General features: G+C 47.2%; 13 protein-coding genes. 12 read left to right on the forward strand and 1 reads right to left on the reverse strand.

Annotated elements, in window-relative coordinates:
• Positions 1 to 29: 29 nt before the first annotated feature.
• Positions 30 to 2702, forward strand: coding sequence for a glycosyl hydrolase family 2 protein (locus tag AC3WRW_RS00765; protein ID WP_492544034.1), 2673 nt, complete (start codon positions 30 to 32; stop codon positions 2700 to 2702).
• Complete coding sequence (locus tag AC3WRW_RS00770; RefSeq protein ID WP_492544036.1) at positions 2695 to 4950, forward strand: glycoside hydrolase family 3 protein; 2256 nt, start codon at positions 2695 to 2697, stop codon at positions 4948 to 4950. Before AC3WRW_RS00765 ends, AC3WRW_RS00770 begins: the two co-directional genes overlap by 8 nt.
• Before the next feature lie 34 nt (positions 4951 to 4984).
• Here AC3WRW_RS00770 and AC3WRW_RS00775 read toward each other — a convergent pair whose 3' ends face one another.
• The gene (locus AC3WRW_RS00775; RefSeq protein ID WP_492544038.1) at positions 4985 to 5908 is read right to left on the reverse strand and encodes a helix-turn-helix transcriptional regulator; all 924 of its coding nucleotides are present in this window, start codon (positions 5906 to 5908) and stop codon (positions 4985 to 4987) included.
• Positions 5909 to 6066: 158 nt separating this feature from the next.
• Between AC3WRW_RS00775 and AC3WRW_RS00780 the strand changes: the two genes are divergently transcribed.
• The 10 genes from AC3WRW_RS00780 to AC3WRW_RS00825 all read left to right on the forward strand — a co-directional run bounded on the left by AC3WRW_RS00780 (position 6067) and on the right by AC3WRW_RS00825 (position 25953).
• A complete protein-coding gene (locus AC3WRW_RS00780) occupies positions 6067 to 7191 on the forward strand; it encodes an amidohydrolase family protein (protein WP_492544040.1) in 1125 nt (374 codons plus the stop codon).
• Positions 7192 to 7200: 9 nt separating this feature from the next.
• Complete coding sequence (locus AC3WRW_RS00785) at positions 7201 to 7572, forward strand: Rieske (2Fe-2S) protein (protein ID WP_492544042.1); 372 nt, start codon at positions 7201 to 7203, stop codon at positions 7570 to 7572.
• Positions 7573 to 7979: 407 nt separating this feature from the next.
• Complete coding sequence (locus AC3WRW_RS00790; protein WP_492544044.1) at positions 7980 to 11003, forward strand: family 20 glycosylhydrolase; 3024 nt, start codon at positions 7980 to 7982, stop codon at positions 11001 to 11003.
• 268 nt (positions 11004 to 11271) lie between these two features.
• Complete coding sequence (locus AC3WRW_RS00795) at positions 11272 to 13620, forward strand: helix-turn-helix domain-containing protein (RefSeq protein ID WP_492544046.1); 2349 nt, start codon at positions 11272 to 11274, stop codon at positions 13618 to 13620.
• Positions 13621 to 13842: 222 nt separating this feature from the next.
• A complete protein-coding gene (locus tag AC3WRW_RS00800; RefSeq protein WP_492544048.1) occupies positions 13843 to 15471 on the forward strand; it encodes a type 2 periplasmic-binding domain-containing protein in 1629 nt (542 codons plus the stop codon).
• Positions 15472 to 15498: 27 nt separating this feature from the next.
• Positions 15499 to 16413, forward strand: a complete 915-nt coding sequence (locus AC3WRW_RS00805; protein ID WP_492544050.1) for an ABC transporter permease — start codon at positions 15499 to 15501, stop codon at positions 16411 to 16413.
• Positions 16414 to 16427: 14 nt separating this feature from the next.
• Complete coding sequence (locus AC3WRW_RS00810) at positions 16428 to 17300, forward strand: carbohydrate ABC transporter permease (RefSeq protein ID WP_492544052.1); 873 nt, start codon at positions 16428 to 16430, stop codon at positions 17298 to 17300.
• A 51-nt stretch (positions 17301 to 17351) separates the two neighbouring features.
• Entirely contained in the window at positions 17352 to 19307 is a 1956-nt protein-coding gene (locus AC3WRW_RS00815) for a heparinase II/III family protein (protein ID WP_492544054.1), read from the forward strand.
• Positions 19308 to 19446: 139 nt separating this feature from the next.
• The gene (locus AC3WRW_RS00820) at positions 19447 to 23328 is read left to right on the forward strand and encodes a CBM96 family carbohydrate-binding protein (protein ID WP_492544055.1); all 3882 of its coding nucleotides are present in this window, start codon (positions 19447 to 19449) and stop codon (positions 23326 to 23328) included.
• 126 nt (positions 23329 to 23454) lie between these two features.
• A complete protein-coding gene (locus tag AC3WRW_RS00825; protein WP_492544057.1) occupies positions 23455 to 25953 on the forward strand; it encodes a GH39 family glycosyl hydrolase in 2499 nt (832 codons plus the stop codon).
• Positions 25954 to 25974: the final 21 nt, after the last annotated feature.

Raw genomic sequence — 25974 nt, forward strand, 5'->3', positions numbered from 1 at the left:
AGGCTAAATAGGAGAGTAGGCGAACCCATATGAATAACCGCTTAAAGGACGTACTGGAAGGAAAACATAATAATTACATCATGCCGCTGGTGTGGCAGCGAGGCGAGGGCGAAGCCGTCATCCGGGATGAAATCGCCAGAATCGACGATGCCGGTATTAAGGCATTTGTGGTGGAATCCCGGCCTCACCCGGATTGTTTGGGACCGGGCTGGTGGGCGGATATGGATGTCATCATGGATGAAGCGCGTCATCGCGGCATGCGGGTATGGGCTTTTGACGATGACCATTTTCCGACCGGGCATGCAAACGGACGTCTGAAGGATGCCTCTGCGGAACTGCGGCGCATGTTTATAGCCGAGCGGCATATCGATGCCATCGGTCCGGCTAAGGATACTTCTTTCTTGCTTTCTCCATGGAAAACGGTGGAGGAATCTGTCATTGCCGTCATTGCCGCCAAACGGGGGGATAAGGATAATAGGTTGACGGGGGAGTTGATCGAGCTCACGGAGCGTGTGCAGGACGAAGTGCTCTATTGGGATATCCCCGACGGCTTTTGGCGTATTTTTATCCTAGTGCAGACGGAAGCGGGCCAGAATGAGAAATTTAAGGATTATATCAATCCACTGGAAGCGGAGTCCGTGCGCGTATTACTTGAGGCGAGCTATGCGCCGTATTATGAGAGGTATGCTGCCGATTTTGGCGGGACATTCGCCGGATTTTTTACGGACGAGCCGGGTTTTTACAACGATAGCAGCATATATGATTTTGAATCCACATTAGGCAAACAACGCGTTTCGCTTCCGTGGTCTCCCGCTTTGCTGCCGCTCCTGGAAGCCGAATTCGAATCGGCCGGGTATGGCGCGTACCGCAACCTGCTGCCTTTGCTGTGGTTTGAGGCAAACGAAGAGCTGACCGGAGCTGTGCGATATGTCTACATGAACATCGTGAGCCGATTATATGCCGAGCATTTCTCTGGGCAAATAGGCGCTTGGTGCCGGGAACATGGTGTAGAACACATTGGCCACGTGATCGAGGATAACAACGTGCATGCCCGCTTGGGCTGCGGTCCGGGACATTTTTTCCGTGCGATGTCCGGGCAGGATATGTCCGGTGTCGACGTGGTACTGCACCAACTTATCCCAGGCATGGACGAAGCGTCCTTTAGCTGGATCGCAGGGAAAACGGACAGCGAGTTTTTCCATTATGGCTTAGCCAAGCTGGCATCGTCTCTTGGACATATCGATCCGAAGAAAAAGGGACGGACGATGGCGGAAGTATTCGGGGCTTACGGTTGGGCGGAAGGACTGAAGCTGATGAAATGGCTGACGGACCATATGCTCGTGCGCGGGGTCAATTATTTTGTGCCGCATGCGTTCTCTCAAAAGGAGTTCCCTGACGGAGATTGCCCGCCGCACATGTATGCCCGGGGGCATAATCCTCAATATCGCAGCTATCGGATACTGAACGATTACACGAATCGAATGAGCCACTTGTTATCCGGCGGGCTTCATCGGCCGACGGTGGCGGTGTTGTATCATGCCGAGGCCGAATGGTCGGGCCGTGCCATGTACTTTCATAAGCCGGTCAAGGAACTTATGCGCCATCAAGTGGATTGCGACGTGCTTCCGGTCGATGCGGTGCTTAGCGGCGCAGCGGTGAAAGATGCGCAATTGCATGTTGGAGACGAAACGTATCAGTGTTTAGTCATCCCGTACAGTGAAGCGCTGCCATCCGAGTTGATTGGTCGGCTTGTGCATATGGCAGGTCAAGGCTTGCCGATCGTGTTTATCGACGGATGGCCACGGCGGTCCAGCGAAGGGAAGGATATTCAAGCGGACATGACCGTATTAAGTCAGTCTGCGAATGTCCGGGCAATGGCGCTTGGCGAGCTGGCGGCTTATGTCAAGGAACGAGGCTTTTACGATGTATCGGTGGAAACGTTTGAGGCGTATTTGCGGTATTATCGGTACGAGCATCATGGATTGGACTTGTTTCTGTTCACGAACGAGCACCCGAACAACAGCATTGAGACGACGGTTGAGTTGCCTGTAGGCGGAACAGTTTATATTTATGATGCTTTGCAAAATAAGCTTTTAGCGGCAAGCGGTGGGGATCGAGATCGGGCAAAAGGAGATCCGGTTCGCTTGGCGCTAAGTCCTTATGAATCGGTATTATTTGCTGCCGGGACGCAGCTGCATGAGTATATTGATTCTATAGATGCCGAGTTAAGCGAAACTTCGATGAGAAGCAGCAATCAGCGTGTGGAGCTGCGAGGGCCTTGGATGATCGCAACAGCAGATGCCTTGTCGTATCCGAAGTTTGAGAATTGGGGGGCCTTGGAGATGCTGGCCAATATGAGCAGCCCCGATAAACTGCCTCGTTTTACGGGGACATTTCGCTATGAAACGGTGTTTGAAGGGGACTATACGGGTCGTCGGGTCTGTCTTGATTTGGGAAGTGCCTATGAGACCGTGGATGTATGGATGAACCACCAACATATCAGAACCCGCATCTGTCCCCCTTATGTGTTCGATATCGGACGCTTTATGCAGAGCGGTGAAAATCATTTGAAAATTGAGGTCACGAACACGCTTGCCAAGCAGCAGCATGATTTCTTTTCGCGTTTTATGCAGCAGGAGCCGAGCGGCTTGCTTGGACCAGTGACCATCATCGTAGATGAAATGAGGGATCGTCGTGAGTAAGGCAGATCAACACATTCGATATGTGCAAAATGAAGACGGTCCGACACTAGGGTATTCCTTGAGCTCGGGGGTTGGCATTCTGTACGTCGACGGACTTGCTTTCAAAGATTTGAATAAAGACGGTACATTAGACAAATACGAGGATTGGAGACTTTCCCCGGAGGAGCGGGCTCAAGACCTTGCTTCGAAAATGTCCATAGAGCAAATTGCGGGCCTGATGCTGTACAGCTCGCACCAAGCGATTCCGGGAAATTTGGGTTGGAAGCCGGCCGCTTACGGAGGCAAACCGTTTGGAGAAAGCGAAGCGCGACCGTATGATTTGTCAGATCAACAGCGTGCCTTTCTGACCAAGGATCATATTCGCCACATTCTCGTAACGAAGGTGGAGAGCCCGGAGACGGCGGCCCGCTGGAATAACGAGATGCAGGCTTATGCAGAGAGCCTCGATCTTGGAATCCCTTCGAATAACAGTTCGGACCCGCGCCATGGACTTGACGCATCCACGGAATTCAACGCCGGGGTAGGCGGCACGATTTCTATTTGGCCGGAGGCATTGGGACTTGCAGCAACCTTTGATCCAGAAGTTGCCTTGAGGTTCGGCGAGATTGCCTCAAGGGAATATCGTGCCTTAGGTCTAACGACGGCTTTATCGCCACAAGTGGATATCGGCACCGATCCCCGTTGGTTTCGCTTTGGGATGACCTTCGGCGAGGATCCCCGCTTGGCGGCTGACATGGCCCGGGCGTACATCGATGGGTTTCAGACGTCTGAAGGCGATGCGGAGATCGCGGACGGGTGGGGCTACAACAGCGTCAACGCCATGGTGAAGCATTGGCCGGGCGGCGGTTCCGGCGAAGCGGGACGCGATGCGCATTTCGGTTATGGCAAATATGCGGTTTATCCGGGGAACAACTTTGCGGAACATCTTATCCCTTTCACAGAGGGGGCTTTCAACTTATTTGGAAAAACCGGCCAAGCCTCTGCCGTGATGCCTTACTACACGATCTCTTTGGATCAAGATCCGAAAAATGGGGAGAACGTCGGAAACTCGTATAACCGTTATTTAATTACCGATTTGCTTCGCGAACAATACGGATACGATGGGGTCGTTTGTACAGATTGGGGAATTACAGCGGACGAGGGTGACGATATCACAAGCTTAGCTTCTGGCGGACGCTGCTGGGGCGTTGAAGAAGACTACACAGTGGCGGAGCGTCATTATAAGCTGCTGATGGCTGGAGTGGACCAGTTTGGCGGCAATGATGAGGCAGAACCGATTATTGAAGCTTATGCGATAGGTGTCAAAGAGCATGGGGAAGCTTTCATGCGTAGAAGGTTCGAGCAATCCGCGGTTCGTTTGTTGAAGAATATGTTTCGGCTCGGCCTTTTTGAAAATCCTTATTTGCAAGTAGAGAGCTCGGTAGCTATTGTAGGCTGTGAAGCATACAGGAAAGCCGGATACGAAGCGCAGCTGAAATCGATTGTGATGCTTAAAAACGAGAATCAAACCCTTCCGCTGCAGGGGCGTAAAACCGTTTATATCCCAAAAAGGAGTTTGCCTGCCGGCAAAGATTGGATGGGGCTGCCGACGCCTCCCGTCGAAAAGTATCCTGTTAACTTGGAAATCGTAAAAAAGTATTATGACTTTACGGAACACCCGGAGAAAGCTGACTTTGCTTTGGTGTTTATCGAAAGTCCGCGATCGACGATGGGATACAGCAAAGCAGATCGGGAGGAAGGCGGCAACGGATACGTGCCGATTAGCTTGCAGTACCGGCCCTATCTTGCTGAACATGCCCGGGAGGAGAGCATTGCTGGCGATCCCAGGGACGTACGCAACCGTATCTATAAAGGAAAAACAGTCACGGTTTCCAATGCCGGAGATTTGGATATGGTGCTCCGAACGAAGGAGCTCATGCAGGAGAAACCGGTTATTGTTTCCATCTTATTATCGAACCCGGCTGTTGTCAGTGAGTTTGAAGGAGCCGCGAGCGCAATGATTGCAAACTTTGGAGCGCAGGAGGAAGCCATCTTTGATTTGCTGAGCGGAGTCAAAGAACCTGGCGGGCTGCTGCCTTTTCAAATGCCGGCTGATATGAAAACCGTCGAAGAGCAGCTTGAGGATGTTCCTCATGACATGGAGGTTTATGTCGATACGGCCGGTCATGCTTATGATTTTGCCTTCGGGATGAATTGGAGCGGTGTCATCCGGGATGCTCGTACGAAGAAGTATGCCAGATCCATTTAGCAAAGAGAGAAACGAAAGGACAGGTCGAATGCAATCATTCGCCTGTCCTTTTTTCAATTCCCGCTAGGGCTGGGGCTGGGTACACCCCGGATTGACCGCGGGTCTTTGCTGCATGTTCGCGCAGCTTGCTCGGGGATACGGCGAAATGCTTGCTGAACGCCCGGCTGAAGGCATATAAATCGGGATAACCCAGCGTCATTGCGATTTCCGTGATGGAATGCGGTGTTTGCTGCAGAAGCTGAAGCGCTCTCTCCATGCGGAGCTTTTGCAAATAATGGATGGGCGTCATGCCGGTCTGTTCGGCGAAAATTTTGGAGAAATAGGCCCGGTGAACCGAAATATACGCGGCGACGTCCTGCACGTTGATATTTTCGGTGTAATGCAGATTCATGTACTCGATGCTGCGGGGAATCCAGCTGGCAGGTCCTTGCTCGGACTTGTCGGGTCTTTTTTGCGGAATCATCAATCCGAATATACGGTAAATAGCCGAAATCAACTCGACCTGTCTCCGGCTGCTGTTATCTTCCTGTTGACTGAACAGATGATCGAGCGATGTTTCGAGCTCTTTGCCGATCACGCCTGGGAGATAAGGGGCAGATGGACGGAAGCCGGCTTTCTCGAGCAGCAGCGGCGTTTGTCCGCCATCGATGGAAACCCAAATCATTTCCAAGGGCTGGCCGGTCGGAACAATGGAATGGTGGTAGACGACACCCGGATATGCGCAAAAAACATCGCCTTTGACAAGCTCGATCTGCTGTTCTCCGAAGCGATGACGGACCTTTCCGTTCATAACAAAATGCAATGCGTAATAATCAATGATCCGCTGCGGAAAGCGATGATCCGGGCCTGCTTTCATGCGTCCCATCCGCACCGGCCATAAGCCGCCGTTCAAGGCCAGCTCGTCTACGACATAATGGCGTGATTCCTCATAGTTGTCAGCATGCTGCCGCTTGCCCATGTTTTCGTCCGCACCTCCTGAAAGCTGTTTGTTGACAGTAGGGTCAGTATAGCATCGACCTTACAAAATGACAAACTGTAATTGCGAATTACCATTTTCGGAGGGGCTGTTCAGGTTTTATGATAGAGATACGAAACATAGAAGGGGAGATGAGCATCATGAGTTTAATAGAAGCAGCGGCCAAGAAGACAAATGGACGTAAAGGCGTTGGAATTATTGATTGCGATATCCATCATACTTTTCAGGACATTAAGCAGCTGTTCCCTTACTTACCGCGAAAATACAGGGAGCGTATCGAACTGTGGGGACCGAGTCTTGGCGGGGGGCCGGGTACGCTGAACGGGGGCAATATCGGAAAAAGAGCCGATTCCTTCCCGCCAAACGGCGGTCCTGCCGGTTCAGATCTGGATTTCATGGTCGAGCAGCTTTTGAATCCTTTCGACATCCGTTACGGGATTTTGACCGGTGAATTTATAGCGAGCACGAACACGGCCGATACGTATTACTCGGCTGCCTTGTGTTCCGCTTTCAACGATTATACGATCGAGCATTGGCTCGATAAGGAGCCCCGGTTCAGAGGCTCTATCTACTTGCCGATTCACGATGTAGCGGCATCGGTTCGAGAAATCGAACGGCTTGGCTCCCATCCCGGCATGGTTCAGGTTTATGTTCCGTCGGGCGCGCCTCATCCTTATGGTAATAAAATGTATCATCCGATCTATGAGGCTTGCTTGAAGCATGGCATTAATTTCACCATGCATGTAGGAGCTATCGGCGATGGGATGAACGCACCGGCTACGAATGTCGGCTATCCTTCTTACTATATTGAATACCGCGCTGCCCGTACGCAGGCGTATATGGCCCATATGGCCAGCTTTATCTTCGAAGGCGTCTTCGAAATTTTTCCGGAGCTGCAGGTGGCGTTTATCGAAGGCGGCGTCTTCTGGGTCGCTCCTTACTTGTGGCGGCTCGACCAGGATTGGAAAGCGCTGCGCGATCAGACGCCATGGGTGAAGAAAAAGCCGAGCGAATATTTGCTCACCAACATGTACATCGGCTCACAGCCCATTGAGGAAACGCCGAACCGGCAAGCTTTCGATACGCTGTTCGAGGCTATGCACGCCAAGGAAAGGCTGCTCTTTTGCAGCGATTACCCGCATTGGGATTTCGACTCGCCGAAGCTCGTTTTCCCCAAATTGGACAAAGAAACAACGGATAATGTGTTTTACAATAACGCTGCCAGGTTCTACGGCTTGCCTATGCCGGACCAAACGGAGGAATGAGGAATAACGATGACGCTCCATTATTTAGGAACCGTTGATGAATTCACGGAGAGCGAACCTGTAATTGTTGATGTCAAAGGGCGGAGCGTAGGCATTTATAAATTGTCCGGAAAGCTTCATGCCATTCTTAATTATTGTCCTCATCAGGGAGCTCAGCTATGCAAAGGGCCGGTTGCTTCATGGGTCACTTCGCCGGCGCCCGGGCAATTTGTTTACGAGCAAGAAGGGGAAATCGTGCGTTGTCCTTGGCATCATTGGGAATTTGACATTAAAACCGGCAGGCTTGTTGTAGATCACAAAGTTCGCACAAAAACCTACGACGTTGTCGTGGAAACGTTTGATTTGTCGGTGGAGCAGGGAAAAGTCTACATCGAGATGTAGCGGATAACTCCTTACAAAATGACAAATAAAGATCGGTGACTATTGCCAAAGCTGAACCGCGGCCGGATTCGCCAAATTTATTTATTGACAAAATATTACTATCCCTTTACTATTTAATTAACTTAATAAAATCTTAACGTGTTACCGAAAGGGCATTAGTAAAAAGAACGACTTTTTACTAATGCCCTTTTTGCTGTTATCATTTTTTGCCGTTAGAGAAAATTAGACGGAATGATCCCATGTGGTTGTCGGTTTGATCATACGAGAGGGGGTGAGTGGATCGAAGCTTAGGTGATTACGACGAAGAATGATAGTGCAATAATTCATCACGAGACTACCTCACGATCAAACGGCAGAGTTCGTTTAGCTAATTAGCAGTACAAAATTAGTAGAGGTGAAAAATAAGGATGAAAAAATTAATCGTTAAAAAAGTAGTTTCTACAGCCTTGGCTTTACTTTTATCCGTAAACATTATAACTGCAATTCCTGATGCTGCTAAAGCTGCAGCAAGTCAGCCTTCGATATTTCCAAAGCCGGTAAGCTATACCGTCGGAACGGGGCAGTTCCTTTTAACAAAAACCACGTCCATCTATGTAGCCGGCAATTCCGCCGGGGAAACCGATGAGTTATTCAAGAATGGGCAAGTGCTCGCCAATAAGCTGAATACATCGACAGGGTACCGGATCAGCGTCATAAAATCAAACAATCCGGCTGCAGGCAGCATTTACTTAACGACCATAGGTGGAAATGCCGCTCAAGGGAATGAGGGCTATGAGTTAAACACCACTTCCGATCAAGTTAAACTCACGGCCAATAAACCGGAAGGCGTCTTTAGAGGAATTCAAACCCTCATGCAGCTCTTGCCGGCAGATATTGAAAAGAACAAAATTGTTTCCGGCGTACAATGGGTGATCCCGAATTCCAATATTAGCGACAAGCCTACATATGAATACCGTGGACTTATGCTTGATGTGGCACGCCATTTCTTCCCGGTGGATGTCGTTAAACGTCAGATCGATCTGGCATCGCAGTATAAGATTAATAAGTTTCATATGCATTTATCTGATGATCAGGGCTGGCGCATTGAAATTAAATCCAGACCTGAACTCATAGAGTATGGAAGCAAGGGACAGGTAGGCGGCGGTCCTGGCGGATATTATACACAGGAGCAATTTAAAGAAATCGTCAACTATGCCGCTGAGCGATATATTGAAGTCATTCCGGAGATCGATATGCCTGGTCATACGAATGCGGCTTTAGCATCGATTGCTGAACTAAATCCGGATGGCAAAAGAAAAGCGATGCGTACCGATACGGCTGTAGGCTATAGCTCATTAATGGCCCGTTCCGAGATTACCTATCAATTTGTGGATGATGTGGTTCGTGAGATTGCAGCCATATCGCCTTCCCCCTATTTTCATCTAGGAGGAGATGAATCCAACGCAACATCAGCTAGTGATTACGATTATTTTATTGGCCGAGTAACAACGATTCTTGGTAAATATGGGAAGAAAGCTGTTGGCTGGGACCCTTCTGATACCTCAAGCGGAACAACCAGCGATTCTATTCTGCAGGACTGGAATTGCACTGCCTCAACCGGAACTTCGGCGAAAGCTAAAGGGATGAAAGTCATCGTATCTCCGGCAAATGCTTACCTGGACATGAAATACTACAATAATACGCAGCTTGGCCTATCCTGGAGAGGAAACGTCAATACGAGCAAAGCTTATGATTTGAACCCGAATGCTTGTATTTCAGGAGCAAATATTTATGGCATTGAAAGTACATTATGGTCAGAAACTATTGTGACGCAAGATAATATCGATTACATGCTCTATCCGCGATTAATCGCGAATGCGGAAGTCGGCTGGACGCCTCAGAGCAGCAGAAACTGGGAAGATTTTAAAGGAAGACTTAACGATCACACTTCAAGATTGCAAAATAAAGGAATCAAATTTTTCGCTGACCCTATTGTATGGACGCCTCCGTTCTTCCCATTCCATATGGAATGGAAGATGGATGAAGGAACTGGAACGACCTTAGGGGATACGTCCGGTTATAAAAATGGTACTTTAGTTGGCGGCGCAGCGTGGGCAACCGGTAAGTATGGATCCGGAATAAGTTTAAATGGAACCTCAGGTTATATCGATTTAGCCACTGCAGATATACCGGGCGACTGGACAGTAAGCGTTTGGGTTAACGGTCAGCCAAGTACCTCGAGAAATGAGGCACTCCTGAGCGGTGTCACTTCTTCCATTAAGATCAACCAGAAGAAAACAGGTAAAGTTGGTTTCTCCATTTACGGTGGTAAGGACTATAATTACAATTATAGTATTCCTAACAACCAATGGACTCACCTGACTTTTGTAGGTACAGCAACCGAAACAGCTCTTTATGAAAATGGGGTGCTGAAAGAAACGCTGCCGGTTAAAATCGATGGCCCAATGGATTTAGTCGGAGCAGAAGCTTCCGGGGCATCAAGAACCTCCTTTATCAAAGGCAGTCTGGATGAATTGAATATTTTCAACAGAGCACTAAGCGCAACCGAAATTGCTGCTTTAATTCAATCGCCAACAGCGCCGAAAGCCGTGCTGTCCGCTCCTCAGACGGCAACTGCCGGCCAATCCTTTGAAGTAACGATGGGATTAAGCAGTGTTGCCCAAAGTGAATACCAGCAAGTGTATGCCCAAGATTTGAAGCTAAACTATGATCCGGCGAATTTGATTCTCGAATCGGTTGTATCGGTTAGAGAAGGGTTTGAAGTCATTGCGCAAAAGAATGATGTGCCGGGACAAAACCGCATTCTGGCTGCCAGCGTAGCGGCAAATAATAAGGGCGTGCTTTCCCAAGGCGATTTGCTAAAATTCAAATTTAAGGTGAAGTCGACAGCCCCGACAGCATATACGTCGGTCTCTGTAGGCAGTGCTTCTATCGCTAACGGACAGGGGAATGAACTGCAGGTAGCCGACGCCTCTCGCCTGATAAGCGTGATCAGCGTACCGCCTGTAGATAAGTCGTTCCTGAACGATCTGATTTCAGAAGCTCAAAGCAAACATAATGCGGCAACAGAAGGAACAGGAAGCGGTCAATATCCAGCGGGATCCAAAGCGACTCTGCAAGCGGCAATTGACAAAGCGAAAGCGGTCGCGGACAACGCATCTGCCACGAATCAGCAAGTTGAGCAAGCGTCAGCCGATTTGAACGCGGCGATTCAAGCATTCCTCTCCTCCGTCATTACGTACCAACCGGGAGACGTGAACGGCGACAATAAATTTACGATCGGAGATTTGGCGATTGTGGCCAAATACTACGGAGCCAAAGAAGGCGACGAGAACTGGAATGAAGCGAAGATCGCGGACGTCATCGGCCACGGCAAAGTAGACATCGAAGACCTCGCCTTCGTAGCGAGCAAGATTCTCGGATATGAATAAACAATAAGATCAGTAAACGGCCTTGGTCCTGATTTCCAGCGGACTGAGGCCGTTTTTTTCGCCTCGTCCTGCTTGTTAGCTATCATTACAAATTTATAAATTTTAACAAAATTAACATATTAATAAAATAATTCATTTGCACGCTCCAAGCGATGCAGCAAATTCGCTCTTTTCAAACTAAGTGCAGCTAGTGTACCATGAAGCTATCATTTTGCAACGGTGAAAAGAAGGATAGATGGAGGCTAACATCGTGCTAAACAGTATTTGGATGAAAAGAAGAAGCGTTGTCTTAACCTGGCTATTTTCTTACATTGCCGTTTTGCTTCTGCCAATCTTCATTGGCGTTTTTGTATACCGCGAATCAAACGCGGCTCTGGAGGATGAAATTCACAGGGCTAACGATGCACTGTTGAGACAAGTTCGTGAAATTATGGACAATGAATTTGAAAGTGTTTTAAGACTGAATACGGAGATTACCTGGAATACCAAAATCCAAGATCTCATGTATGCCAATAAAATGGGACGGAATGACTATCAGTATTCCTTGTATCAAGTGGCGCTGGATTTTAAAATGTATAAAACGTTCTATCCGCAAATTACGAACTTCTATGTCTACTATACGCCGGACGGTACAGGTCTAATGCCAGGGTTAGTACGCAGCGGCGAGGATGTGTATGAGGAGGTCCATAACGACCCTAATTTCAGCTATAACGACTGGCTGTCCATGATGACTACCAAAAAAGCGCCTGCATTTGTTCCTATGGTATACAGAGGGCTGAACGGCAGCATTCATCAGTCGATTGCCCATATTAGCTATTTTGCATCGAACCCTGATACGAAGCCTGAGGGAGCGCTCGTCATTCTAGTAGACGGATCGAAGTTATTAACCGCCCTTCAGAACGTGCAAATGTTCAATGGAGGCGAAGTCTTGGTATTGAATAAAGAGAATCAGATTCTTCTCTCTTCTTTGGAAACGAATCAACATCCGGTATTAACGAATCGGGTTTTTTCCGATGATCAAGGTTTCTTCCATGAAACGTACAATGGACAAGACTCCGTGTTTTATTATATTGCTTCCAAAAAAACGAATCTTAAATTCGTGACCATCATGCCTAGCGCTGTAGTATGGCAAAAGGCGATCAATGTGAGATGGATTACTTACATTAGCATCGTCCTGAGCATTCTCGGAGGGGTTTTGTTAACCTTCTTCTTCTTGAAAAAGAACTACAATCCGGTCAAACAATTAATTCATAACTTCACAGGTGAATCGGCTGATCGTTTAAATGACGGAAGCAACGAATTTCAATTTATTCAGCATATGATCGCCAATACCGTAAATGAAAAGGAGCAAGTTGAGGTCCGTCTCAAGCAGCAAAATCATTTGCTGCGCTCTAATTTTATGACTCGATTATTAAAAGGCAGGTTAGACACCCAAATCCCGATCGAGGATGCGCTGCCTGCTTTCGAGATGCACTTTGACAGTGATCAGTATGCCGTTCTTTTATTTTATGTGGAAGCCAATCCGCAGTTTTTTTCCAGCATGAAAGGGAAGAGTGAAGATGAGAAGGCCAAACTGCTGCAGTTTATCGTTGCAAATGTCGCTCAGGAGATCATGAACGCGAAGCATATTGGCTATATGACGGAGATCGATGACATGCTTGCCTGCATTATCAATTTCCGTGACACGGGACAGCCGGGCAGTTTGGCCGAACTTCGTCAGATGGCGGGCGAAGCGCAGCAATTTTTGAAAAATAAATTTCAAATCGAGCTTACGGTTTCGATCAGCAATATTCACACCTCCATTGTCGATCTTTCGATTGCCTACAAAGAGTCCGTTGACGCGATGGAATATAAGCTTATTATGGGCCGAAAAGAAATTATTTCTTTTCATGAAATCCAGAATGAGGCGCTTCATGAAATCCCTCAAGGCTACTATTACCCGCTGCAGGTGGAACAGCAGCTCATTAACTTTTTGAAAATTGGCGAGTATGACAGGGCGAAGGAAACGTTGGATAACATCGTGGACAGGAATTTGAAGATCAATCAGATTTCGCTGCCCTTGGCTCGCTGTCTGATGTTTGATTTGGTAAGTACGATGGTGAAGGCGCTTCATGAAATTGGCGAAACACAGGAAGAATCGTCTGGCGGCAGTTTGAAAGAGATCGAGAAGCTGACAGCCTGCGAAACCATGCAGGATATGCATGAACAGCTCACCGAGATGCTGAAAGAAGTATGCAGCAACAACTTGGCCAAAAGAAAATCAGCCTTGGTTCAAATCAGGCATCAAGATCTGCAGACACTAATACAGAACATCGTACGTTTCATTGAAGAAAATTATCAGGACACGGATATGAATATCTCGATGATCGGTCTGCGGTTTGATATGAAATCCACCTATTTATCCAAATTATTCAGAGAGCAAACAGGAGAAGGGCTGCTCGATTACATCAATAAAGTTCGTATTGTGAAAGCTAAGGAATTGATCGAAAGTCAAAATATCACGATGAATGAGATATCAGCCCTTGTCGGTTTCAGCGATGTCAACGCATTGATCCGGATATTTAAAAAGTATGAGGGAGTTACGCCAGGCAAATATAAAGAGATGTATTTAAAATAACCGAAAAGGCTGCTGCAAAGCGGTCTTTTTTCCGTTTTAACCAGGTAATGAGCCCGTAAATAAAAAATTTAATATGCGATTGTACAAATTTCAGATCGATTTTTTGTTTTTTTGGATGCCTTTGGAGGATTTTAAGATATTCAAATTGGGTTTACAAAAGCATAATAAAGAAGCGAAAGAGAGTCGCCCGAAATCGTACACATTCTAGGGAGGTAAACACAGATGAAGAAGAAAGTGAAACTTATATCAAGCGCTTTATCTATTATTATGCTGAGTTCAGTCGCATTGGCATGCAGCAAAACGGATCAACAACCGGCTCCGACGCCCCCTGCAAATGAAGAAACCGCAGCCACTTATCCGCTGAAAACAGACAAAACGCTATCGTTCTGGACAGCGGATGCGAACAACATTTTACAGATCAAGCCTAGTATCAAAGATATTCCCTTTTATCAAGAGTGGCAAAAGAAGACAGGCGTTGCGATCAATTTCATAAACCCTGTTATGGGCCAAGAAAAGGAACAGTTAAACGTCACGCTGGCTTCCGGCGATCTGCCTGACATGATTGAATACAATTGGAAGACGAGCTTTCCTGGCGGTCCTGAAAAAGCGATCAAAGACGGAGCGATTATAAAGCTCAATGATGTTATTGATAAATACGCTCCTAACTTGAAGAAATATTTAAAGGAGCACCCGGAAATCGACAAAATGGTAAAAACAGACGACGGCACTTACTATGCCTTTCCATTCGTTCGCAGCGATGACTCTCTGATGGTTTTCCAAGGGCCTATGTTGAGACAAGACTACTTAACTGAACTGGGTCTTCAAGTTCCGACCACGATGGATGAGTGGTATACGGTATTGAAAGCGTTCAAAGAGAAAAAAGGGCTGGAGGCTCCATTGACTTTCCGAAGTAAAGCAAGAGCTCTGGATGATATCTATAATGGAGCTTTCATTGGCGCCTACGGGATCAACCGGACATTCTATCTGGATAACGGCGAAGTGAAGTTCGGACCGGCACAGCCTGCTTATAAGGATTTTCTGGCTACGATGCGAAAATGGTATGCCGAAGGACTGCTCGATAAAAACATTGCTACCGCAGATCAAAAAAACCAGGATGCCAATATGACATCAGGCAAATCCGCTGCCACCGTCAGCCAAGCGGGAAGCGGAATTGGCAAATGGATTGGAGCAGGTCAAGCCAACGATCCGAAATATGACCTCGTTGCTGCTCCTTATCCGGTGCTGAACAAGGGAGATAAGCCCAAATTCGGTCAAAAGAGCTTTGCTTTCGGGTCGGAGCCAAGCGGAATGATTGCCATTACGGGAGGAAGTAAAAACGTAGAGCTTGCCGCTAAATTCCTTGACTACGGCTATAGTGAGGAAGGCCATAACTTCTTTAACTTTGGCACCGAGGGAGTCAGCTACAAAATGGAGAACGGGAATCCGAAATATACGGATTTGATTATGAACAACCCCGATAAGCTTTCCATCGCACAAGCGATGATGCTCTACATCAAAGCAAGTATGAGCGGTCCATTCGTTCAGGATAAACGTTATCTCGACCAGTACTACACGATGAAGCAGCAAAAAGACGCCATTGTTACTTGGCAAAATACAGATGCTATGAAGTATGTGCTTCCTCCAATTACGACTTCACCGCAAGAAAGCACGGAATTGGCTAAAATTATGAACGAAGTGAATGCGTTGGTGGATGAAACTACGCTCAAAATTATTCTTGGCGCGTCGCCGATCGATGAATTCGACAAGTACCAAGCAAAGCTGAAAACGTTGAACATTGACAGAGCGATTGAAATTCAAAAAGCGGCTTTGGATCGATACAACAAGCGATGATCTTACAATTTGAAAGAAGGAAACCTGATGACTACTAAGAAAGATCTATTCGTGAAGGATTTCCTTCTGAATAAATCCTTATATCTTATGATGCTTCCAGTCCTTATCTACTATGCGGTCTTTCATTATGCACCGATGTATGGAGCTATTATTGCTTTCAAGGATTACTCTCCGGTGAAAGGTATTATGGCGAGCGATTGGGTTGGCTTGCAGAACTTTAAGGATTTTATGAACAGTTTTTATTTTTGGCGCATTCTTAAGAATACGCTCGTCCTTAGTCTATATTCCATTCTGTTTGAGTTCCCGGCTCCGATCTTGTTAGCTTTATTCATGAATGAGTTGAAGAACAAATTGTTCGGCAGATTCGTACAGTCCATTTCTTACATGCCTCATTTTATTTCCATGGTCGTTATTTGTGGAATCCTTACGGATTTCACGAATAGTGGCGGCGTTATTAACGCTATCATGGCTAATTTTGGCGGTGACGGGCAGGCCTTATTGCAAAAGCCGGAGTATTTTCGTCCTATTTATGTGCTCTCTGAAATTTGGCAAAAAATCGGCTGGGAATCCATTATCTATATGGCGGCTTTAATGGGAGTCGATCAAGAGCAATATGAAGCCGCCAGGATTGATGGGGCCGGCCGGTTGAAGCAAATGCTCTACATTACATTGCCGGGGATAGCTCCTACAATCGCCATTATGTTCATTTTGCGGATGGGCAATTTGCTTAATGTCGGGTTTGAGAAAATCATTTTGCTATATAATCCGGTTACTTACAGCACGGCCGATGTTATTTCGTCCTTCGTTTATCGCAAAGGGTTATTGGAATTTAACTGGGGATTCAGTGCATCCGTAGGACTGTTCAACTCCGTGATTAACTTGATTTTATTAGTAACAGCTAACCAGATCAGCCGTAAAATCAGTAAAAACGGATTGTGGTAAGGAGGAGGGGAGAAATGAATAAGGAAAGCTGGTCCGAAAGGTTATTTGATGCGGTTAATACAATGATTATGCTTGTATTAGTTGTTGTTACCCTATATCCCTTAGTTTATGTAGGGTTGGCTTCGATTAGCGATGCAAGCTCCCTCATTGCCCATAAGGGATTGCTTCTAAAGTCGTACGGATTTCATATTGACGTCTACAAGCAAGTATTAAGCAACCCTAGTATTCTAAGGGGCTACAGCAACACGTTTATTATTATTATCCTCGGGGTATTCGTTAATTTGCTCCTGACCTCACTTGGCGCTTATGTTTTGTCGCGCAAGAACGTATTATGGAATCGCGTATTCATTGCGATTATATTGTTTACGATGTTTTTTCAGGGCGGCTTGATTCCTCTATATTTGATGGTTAAAGGCGTAGGACTTTACAATTCGTTATTGGCGCTTGTGCTTCCATTTGCGGTCAATACCTTTAACTTGATTATTATGAGAACATCCTTCTCGGCTATTCCGGATAGTTTGGAAGAATCGGCGAAAATAGACGGGGCCAATCATTTTGTCATCCTGTTTCGGATCATTATGCCGTTATCCATGCCTGTCATCGCCGTTATGATCATGTTTTATGCCGTAGAGAAATGGAACGGCTGGTTCTATGCCTCGATTTTCTTGAAAGACAGGGATTTATTTCCTCTGCAGCTCGTTTTACGCGAAATATTGCTTGCCAACTCGACGGAAAGCATGACAAGCGGAGCCGATCAGGGCTTTCAGCTTGCCGAAACGATCAAGTATGCAACGATCATGGTGGCGACTTTGCCCATCCTGTTCTTCTATCCGATTGTCTCCAAATATTTCGTTAAGGGAGTCATGGTCGGAGCACTCAAAGGGTAAGAACAAGCAGTCTATGATGTTAACGCAGGCATGAAGTTGGGAGATGAACCGATGAGCATACAAGCATGGCTGAAGGAGCCGATTTCGACGGCAGAGCTACTGGGAAATTTACGTTCGCGATTAGAGCGAATGGACGTTAAGAGCGCCTATATTGCCGCTCATCTGCCTGAGTTTGTGCAGGAGACGATAGCTAAGGCGGAGCTTGCTTATCAGGGCATGCTCATTCTGCCGGGCACTGGCGGCGTAAGGGAATTTGTCGGCAATCCGCCCCGCTGGCTGGAGCGCAGACATAATGACAATGAGTATTTATGGCAGCTTAACCGTATGAATGATTGGCAGGATTTATTGCAAGCTTATTCCTTAACGAAGAATGAGAAATATGGCCGCAAAGTGATCGACGAAATACTGAACTGGATCGAAACCGTAGAAATGACCGAAGACATGATCGATCTTCCGCTCAGCTATTATTCGGAATGTCATCCGCTTCGCGCACTGGAGCTGGGCATTCGCAGCTATAAGACTTGGCCGCTTGTATTGGAGCATCTGGGACATTCCGAGTTGTTTACGGAGGAAGTGCTGGAGCAGTATGTAGCTGCGGTCTACAAGCAGATCAAAATATTGCGTAAAGTATCGCCGCAGCTGTGGCCCAAAGCGGATCATAACCATTATTTAATGGAATGCTTGGGGATTTTGACCACAGCGCTGTATTTCCCTGAGCTGAAGGAATCGGAGGAATGGAGAGACTTTGCGATCGACGGCATCGAGCAATGCTGCTTCGCCCAGCTGACGGAGGATGGCGGACAGATTGAAGGCTGCCCCTCCTACCATAATGGCTGCATGTTCTGGTTTGGTCTGGCCGTCGTACTCGCCAAGCGCTTTGGCTTCCAGTTCTCGGAGCCCTATATGGAGCGCTATAAGAAAAATCTGGATTACTCGATCTATTCGCTAAGGCCGACAGGGAAATGTGTACCCGTGGGCGATTCACATGCCAACAATCTTGCGATTATGGGCGGCGTATACGGCTATTTGGCTTTGACGGATATGACTTGGCTGGGGCTTTCCGCTAACTTGATCGATACGAGCGAAATTATGGAGGAGGCAAGCAGGCACGTATGGCGCGCGCTGGATGTGGAGCGATTCGTAAGCGATTTGCAGGCTTTGAAGGGAATGCAATATACCTGCGATAAGCAAACCACGTTTTGGAATCGCACGCTTCATCAAGCGATTATTCGCAGCGGATGGGATCGCGAGGCGCTCAGCTTTTTGTTTACATGCCGCAGCCCGATTCAAAATTTTCACGCTCATATCGATCTGATGAGCTTTGATTTCACGGCGCTAGGTAAAGATATGGTGTGCGATCCCGGTCTTTTTTGCTTCAGGCAGGATGAGGACCGCAAGCAGTTTAAAAGCTCGGACTTTCATTCCACGCTTCTCATTGATGACCGTGATCATTTTGAATATAGAGGCTCCTGGGACTATGGTCCGCAAAAAAAGGGAGAGATCTATCATGTGGAAGACAGAGGCTTCTACCAAATCGCAAGCGCCTGCCATCTGAATTATGAGCCGATTGTCCATCATCGTCATATTTCGCTTGTGGGTGGCAAGTTTGTTGTGATTGCCGATCGGGTAGAAGAGCTTGAAGGGCATAGCGTGCAGCGTTATTTTCATCTCGATTATACGGATGTGAAAGAAGCGGCAGGCGTCGTAACAGCAACAAGCGATATCGCGAATCTGGCTATCTTTACTAGCGAGCAGGGGGAACTGGCATTTCTGCCGGGAAGACTATCGGATATGAATGATATCGCAAGACCTTCTACGCGAGTGAAATTTCAGGGCCGATACAGCGGGACGAAGAGCTTTTTGACTGTGCTTGTTCCTTATAAAGGGGAAGAGCAGCCTGCTGTTCAGATAAAGGAGGTGAGGGCCGGCGTTTTCGAATTGAGTTATGGGGAGCAGCGATACGAGGTTGCCGTTAAGGATGGCGATACGATCATTCGTTCCTCATGAATTAGTTAGGCGTGCAATGCTAAAACAAAGAGAGTTCACAAGCTCGTTGGGTGGAGTTATGGTCGAAGTAACCCATCCAACGCAAGCGAATTCCTCTGTCTACGAGTGGTGAATATGCGTATTACAAGGAGGTAGCATGATGAAAAATTTATTGGCCGTACAGAAAAAAAGGAGTTCTTGTTTACTCGTTGCTTTATTAGTTTTTGCTCAAGTGTTGTTGACTTTATTCACTGGGTTTTCGACTGTAAGCGCTTCCTCTGGCGCGAGCAACATGTCGGATGCGACTTTCTTCGGGGTTTGGAATCAAGCTGCGCAGCGTTGGACTGCGTCCGGCAAATTGAACTACGACGGTTTCCCAGGGTTAAGTACCGTACAATCTAGTGTAAAAGCTGGAAATTACGAGGGAGCTAAAGCGGAGTTGCTGGACTATTTCAAAAATCGAACAACCCGAACGATTCCGACTGATTTCGTTGCAAATCCAACGATGGTGCCTCTTTTAATGGATCAAATTGCGACGCCGCTTAAAGAATTTTATTTGAATACGTTTACAGTCGAGTCTGCATCCAAAACGTACAACATGAATATGCTCTCGACGGTACAAGGCGCGGTCGGAACCAATCTTAGCTTCATGCTGATGGGACGCTACAAGGGAACGAATCGAGCGAACATTTACAGTCGTGAACAAGATTGCTCGCAAACACCGCTCACGCAATGCCTTCCCACTCTCCAAATTCAATATTCGGATGAAACAGGCGGTCATACAGTAAACTTGACGTCGACGAAGGATACCTATATTCGGGGAAATGATACGGTTATCCATGCCGGTGAGCCATTGCTTCAGGTACAGGAATCCGGCGCTCCCTATGATTCGAATACGCGCAAAGCTTATCTGAATTTTGATTTATCGTTGATTAAAGGAACGGTTACTGCGGCAGCGCTGAAATTATCAGGGTATTCCGAGTTAAATGAAAATATAGATGTGATGATCTATAAATCGGGCGATACGGCTTGGGATGAGAATACGCTTACTTATGCAAACCATAATGGTAAAACGTTTTCATGGCAAGGGCTGCCTACGGGTACGGACTGGGCGGGTCCTGCGCCAACGATTGCCGATATCGAATACCATTATCAGATCACCCGGTTCTACTGGCTTAGTCCTCTTCTGGCGGAATACATGAATACGGGGAATGAAAGCTACGCCGCGAAATATATCGACTATTTGATCGATTTTATCGTTGATGGCGATGCCTCGACGAGCGTGTCTGGCGCAGGGTCCTTTCCGAGAAATTTCGATACAGGCATTCGGGCCTCGACTTGGGTGAAAGCTTATCATGTGTTAAGAGAGAGTTCTTCCATGAGCGCTGAGTCCAATACGGATCTATTGAAAACGTTCTGGAAAATAGGGGATTACTTAAATACGCCTGGCGGATTTAGTCCCGATGGCAACCATGGAACCGTTGAAACAGAGGGGTTATATACCCTAGGCATATATTTCCCTGAGTTTACCGATTCTGCAACCTGGCTGTCGACGGCCTATTCCCGGTATGACTTTTTAATGTCGACACTGATTTATAAAGATGGCTCGTACATGGAGTCCAGTGATACGTATACGACGGTAACAACCGCTCCCATGATTGCAATCAAACAGCTCGGAATGATGAATAACGTGCCTTTCCAAGGAGCATTTGACAGCAATTTAAATCATTTGGGCAAATACTTGGCCGATATTTCGTATCCTAACGGCTACTCCGTCAGTTTCGGAGACAGTCAGTACACCGACCTCAAAGGTACGATTAAGCAAATAGGTGAGCTTACGAACGACGACGCCTTGCGCTATGTAGGAACTGCGGGAGCGGAAGGAACCAAGCCTTCCTACACGTCCATTCTGTATCCGGACAGTAAAAGTGCCATGATGCGCAGCGGTTGGTCGCCAAATGACCGTTATTTGTTTACGAACGTGAAACAAGCTGCGCCGCACAGGCATCCCGATGATAATGCGATCACTTATTATGCGTATGGCAGACCCTTATTGGTCGATCCCGGTGCGTATTCCTACAGTAATGATCCGATTTCCAACTGGCTGCGATACTCGACCGAATCGCACAATACGATTGAAATCAACGACACGCCTCAAAATTTGTCCGAAGGCTGGTTTCAAGATTGGACGGATAATAGCAAGTTCAACTTTGTTACGGGGGTTACCCAAAATGTGCCTGGATTCAAGCATTCACGTGACACGCTTTTCCTGAAATCGTCCTTCTCGATTGTTTCAGATGTTTTGGAAGCGCCTTCTGGAACGAATAAGTATCAACAGACTTGGCATTTTCTGCCTACGGCCAATCCGGCGTTAGATGCGTCCGCCAAGAAAGTTAGCACCGTATTTGGCGACACATACGGCAACATCCAAGTCGTGCCTGCCGATCCCGAGCAATTGACGGCTACGCTCGATCATGGCTATTATTCCAATGCTTTTTATTCCGTGTCTGACGCTACATATGCATCCTATACGAAGAACGTGTCCGGGAACACTACATTTGACACGGTCTTGTATCCGACCGCCGGGGGTGAGCAGCGCGACATTAAAGTCAGTCGAATTGCCCTGTCTGTCCCGACTACTATAGCCAGTTCGCTGAAGGTTGACAATATCGGAGATGCTGGAACTTCAGGCTATTATTATGTGTCTCACGAAGAAAATCCGCAGTTTAGTCGCAACTTCGATGCTTTTTCTTTTGACGGCAAGCTGGCTTATATTGAAAAGACAGGCAGCGGAACGGTCAAATCTGCCATTCTAAAATCGGGATCGACGCTGGGGCATAACGGAGCAAATGTGATTGCATCTAAAATGCCGGTGACCGATATGGCCGTAGACTGGAATGGTTCGACTCTGGAGATTGCCGGATCGAATCTGGTGGCCGCCAATGACCCTAATGCCGTTTCGGCCGTTGCAATCCGAGCTCCCGGCGTTACGGCGGTGAAATTGAATGGCAGCCCGATTTCCAACTTTTCCGTGTCCGGTGATTATATTTATGCGGTAGGCGTACCGTCATGGTCATCTTCCTCCGCTTATTCGAACAGCATCGATTTGGGGGCAGGACATTCAGGTGTCCAATCCATCGAATTCGATCTGCTCCCGACAGCTAACCAAATTGGAGGGATAGTTGGTTATACAGGACAATCATCCGTCGTGAACAGCGAGTCAGGCTTGCCGATGATTCTCCGGTTAAATTCTGACGGTTACTTCGATGTCCGAAATGGCAATACGTATGGGCAAAATGTCAGACTGGACTATAAAGCGAATGAGCTTTATCATGTCACGTTACTGGCCGATTTGGACACGAAAACATATAACGTTTATATCGCTCCCCGGGGCAAGCCGGAAGTTCAAATTGCGGACCACTTCGCGTTTCAAACAGGAGCACCCGTCATCTCCGATATTGGAAAATTGGTGATGAATAGTCCAGCTAACGATCAGTATCGGATAACCAACCATACATTGGGTCAACCGGACTTCTTTGAATTGGATGTGACCGCAGATGCGTACGTGTGGGCGGGCAATCCGACGACGAACTATGGCACCGGTAAAAAACTGGAGGTAAGAAACTCGACTAGTTCAAGTGTTTACCGCCATTCGTACCTGCGATTTGATTTAGGAGATGTACCGGCAAATTCCAACGCATTTGCTGCGAAACTGCGGCTGACATCGGCTTCGGCGGGAACGTTTACCGATCAAGCGCAGTTTGTCCAAGATGATTCTTGGGGAGAAACGTCTATCATTTATACGAACAAGCCTGCGGGAGGGGCTGTATTGGGGAAATGGAGCATGCCATCCCCAGAGAATACCGTGGATGTTGATATCAGCTCTCAATATAAGACTGAGCTTGCCGGCGACAAGCAGCTAAGTCTGGTTATCACCTCGCAGACGACAAACAACGTTTCTCATTATTATTATGCGAGGGAGAACGGAGGAGGCAAACCGAAGATTGTGGTTTATACGAAAAAGGCTTTTCCTGCTAAATAAATCTGACGAGCTTCTGCGGTCAAATTAGAGGGAATTTCCCCTTTATCTTGATCACAGAAGCGTGACTCCTGTTGTATCTTCCTCGTATTCGGTACATAATATTTGTATGGAAAGCGAGGTCGACCCATGCGATACCTGTACGAATTTATCAAACATCAAGATGACTTGCCTATGCATTTGTTCGTGAACAGCGTTGCGCATGTTCCTTACCACTGGCACAAAGAAGTCGAGATCATTTATGTCCTGCAAGGAGCCGTAACCATCCTGGTGGATCAGCAGCAGTATGATCTTGAACAAGACGACATTATTGTAGTAAACAGCATGTCTGTACATAAATTAGAACGCACCCTGCAAGACAACGTGCTTCTCACGCTGCAGTTCAGCCCTGTTTTATTGGAGGGTGAAACGTTCGTTGCATGCAATTCTTCCCGGAGAACGACGGAAGATCAGGGAGGCTATAACCAAATCCGCCGATATTTAGCCCAGCTCGTATGGGAATCGACCAAAACTGCGCCAGGTTTTCGCAGCTTCTCGTTAGGCCATCTGCATCTGCTGACAGGCTATCTGACCCGGGAATTTTCCGCCGGCAAAAACGAAGCGCTGCAAATTGATGGAAAGCCGCAAGACTATACCCGGCTAAACCGGGTGTTAAAATATATCGATGCTCACTATAGAGAGAAACTGACCCTGCAAGCGATTGCCGATCAAGAGTATTTAAGCTTGCATTACTTCGCTCATTTTTTCAGCGGTAAAATCGGCATGCCTTTTCAAAAATATTTGACGTCGGTTCGCCTGGAGAAGGCGGTGGCCGAAATGACGGAATCAAGCAGCAAAAGCATCACCCAGATTGCCTTGGACTGCGGCTTCGCCAACGTCAAGCTGTTTAATAAGTACTTTAAGGAAAAGTACGATATGACGCCAACTTCTTTCAGGGAAACACTTAAAACCGCTGCCACACGCACCCGTGATCAAAAGGCTTCGCTTACCAAAGAGTCACCGAGCAGCGATTACTATGTGATTGACACCATACAAGCGATGGAGACTTTGTTCCGTCATCTGGAGGATGATAAAGGGGATACTAATATATCTCCTCTGAAAAGATGGAATAAGGATCCAATCTCTATTCAAGTTGGAGCCAATGTTAATGCGAAACCTCATTTAAAGCCATGGAAGCAAATCATCAATGGTGGAAGGGCGCTTGAAGGACTGCGTTCGGACTGGCAGGAACAATTTCGCGATTTGCAGCGAAACATTGGGTTTTCACACATTCGTTTCCACGGTATTTTCAATGATGAAATGATGGTGTATCAAGAGACGGAAGACGGGAACCCCATCTACAATTGGGCCTATGTCGATAAACTATATGATTTTTTATTGGAGTGCGGCATACGGCCTTTTGTGGAACTGAGCTTCATGCCGACTTTGCTTCGCAGCTCGAATGAGACGATCTTTTGGTGGAAGGGGAATGTTGCGCCTCCGGCCGATCAGAAGAAATGGGATGCCCTAGTCGGCGCTTTTGTTCGTCACTGTCTTAATCGCTATGGGCGTGAGGAAGTTACAAAGTGGTACTTTGAAGTATGGAACGAACCTGACCTCACAGGCTTATGTTGGGCTGGAACGAAGGAACAATTTTTTAGCTTTTATAAGTCGACGGCAATAGCGATAAAAGCCATCGCCCCGGAGCTTAAAGTAGGTGGGCCTGCTCTCGGTTACGGTTCGATTTGGAACGATAGCTGGGCGGAGGATTTTATGGCCTTTTGCCATCGGGAACAAGCGCCGCTTGACTTTTTCTCGTTTCATGTTTACTCCGAGTATCCCAATAAAAAGGAGGAGGCGGAGAAGCTCACTACTATTATGCCTCCTTCCTTCTATACAGATACCATTTGTCGTTTAAAGGATCAGATTCATGCCGAAGCACATCCATCGCTCGAGATGTTTATTACCGAATGGAATTTCTCGCTCTATGATCGGAACTTTATACACGATACTATGTTTATGGCGCCATTCGTTATTCATCATGCTTTGCGCGCCAGAGGGATGGTGGAGGGAATCGCCTATTGGTCTTTTACAGATGTGTTCGAAGAAAGCCACGTTCTGCCTTCCCTGTTTTACGGCGGCTTTGGACTCATGAACCGGTTGGGGCTGAAAAAGCCCAGCTATTACGGGCTTGAACTGCTGGGGAAACTCGGAAATCGTGTAATGGCCGAAGGCGATGGTTTTATCGTAACAGGTGGCGGCGACGGCAGCATACAGGTGCTGATGTACAACTATGTACACGTCGATCAGCTCTTTGCAAGCGGGGATTGGTCAGGCCTTACGGAAACGAGCAGGTACACGGTATTCGAGGAGAAAGGCGACATGGCCTTCCATGTCAGGCTGGAGGAGCTGCAGGGGAGCTACAAAGTAACGCGTTACCAATTGAACCGTGATGAAGGCTCTGTGTATGACGAATGGATCCGATTAGGCGCACCGGTTTATCTGACCGGGGAGGAAGAAAGTTATTTGCGCAGCAAATGCGGCCCGGCGATGAAAACATTTCATCTCCAGCATACAGACCATTATGAGGATACCTGTATTCTCCCGCCTCACGGCGTGGTACTGATCACCTTGACGAAACAATACTAAAGGATTTTTCTTATGTACGAT

The sequence above is a fragment of the Paenibacillus sp. FW126-R14 genome, from assembly GCF_058789495.1.

Excerpts from the sequence above, each read along its gene's own strand:
- AC3WRW_RS00795 (WP_492544046.1), top strand. The coding sequence starts at position 11,272 with ATGAAAAGAAGAAGCGTTGTCTTAACCTGGCTATTTTCTTACATTGCC.
- AC3WRW_RS00790 (WP_492544044.1), top strand. The coding sequence starts at position 7,980 with ATGAAAAAATTAATCGTTAAAAAAGTAGTTTCTACAGCCTTGGCTTTA.
- AC3WRW_RS00785 (WP_492544042.1), top strand. The coding sequence starts at position 7,201 with ATGACGCTCCATTATTTAGGAACCGTTGATGAATTCACGGAGAGCGAA.
- AC3WRW_RS00815 (WP_492544054.1), top strand. The coding sequence starts at position 17,352 with ATGAGCATACAAGCATGGCTGAAGGAGCCGATTTCGACGGCAGAGCTA.
- AC3WRW_RS00765 (WP_492544034.1), top strand. The coding sequence starts at position 30 with ATGAATAACCGCTTAAAGGACGTACTGGAAGGAAAACATAATAATTAC.
- AC3WRW_RS00825 (WP_492544057.1), top strand. The coding sequence starts at position 23,455 with ATGCGATACCTGTACGAATTTATCAAACATCAAGATGACTTGCCTATG.
- AC3WRW_RS00775 (WP_492544038.1), bottom strand. The coding sequence starts at position 5,908 with ATGGGCAAGCGGCAGCATGCTGACAACTATGAGGAATCACGCCATTAT.
- AC3WRW_RS00810 (WP_492544052.1), top strand. The coding sequence starts at position 16,428 with ATGAATAAGGAAAGCTGGTCCGAAAGGTTATTTGATGCGGTTAATACA.
- AC3WRW_RS00780 (WP_492544040.1), top strand. The coding sequence starts at position 6,067 with ATGAGTTTAATAGAAGCAGCGGCCAAGAAGACAAATGGACGTAAAGGC.
- AC3WRW_RS00800 (WP_492544048.1), top strand. The coding sequence starts at position 13,843 with ATGAAGAAGAAAGTGAAACTTATATCAAGCGCTTTATCTATTATTATG.
- AC3WRW_RS00820 (WP_492544055.1), top strand. The coding sequence starts at position 19,447 with ATGAAAAATTTATTGGCCGTACAGAAAAAAAGGAGTTCTTGTTTACTC.
- AC3WRW_RS00805 (WP_492544050.1), top strand. The coding sequence starts at position 15,499 with ATGACTACTAAGAAAGATCTATTCGTGAAGGATTTCCTTCTGAATAAA.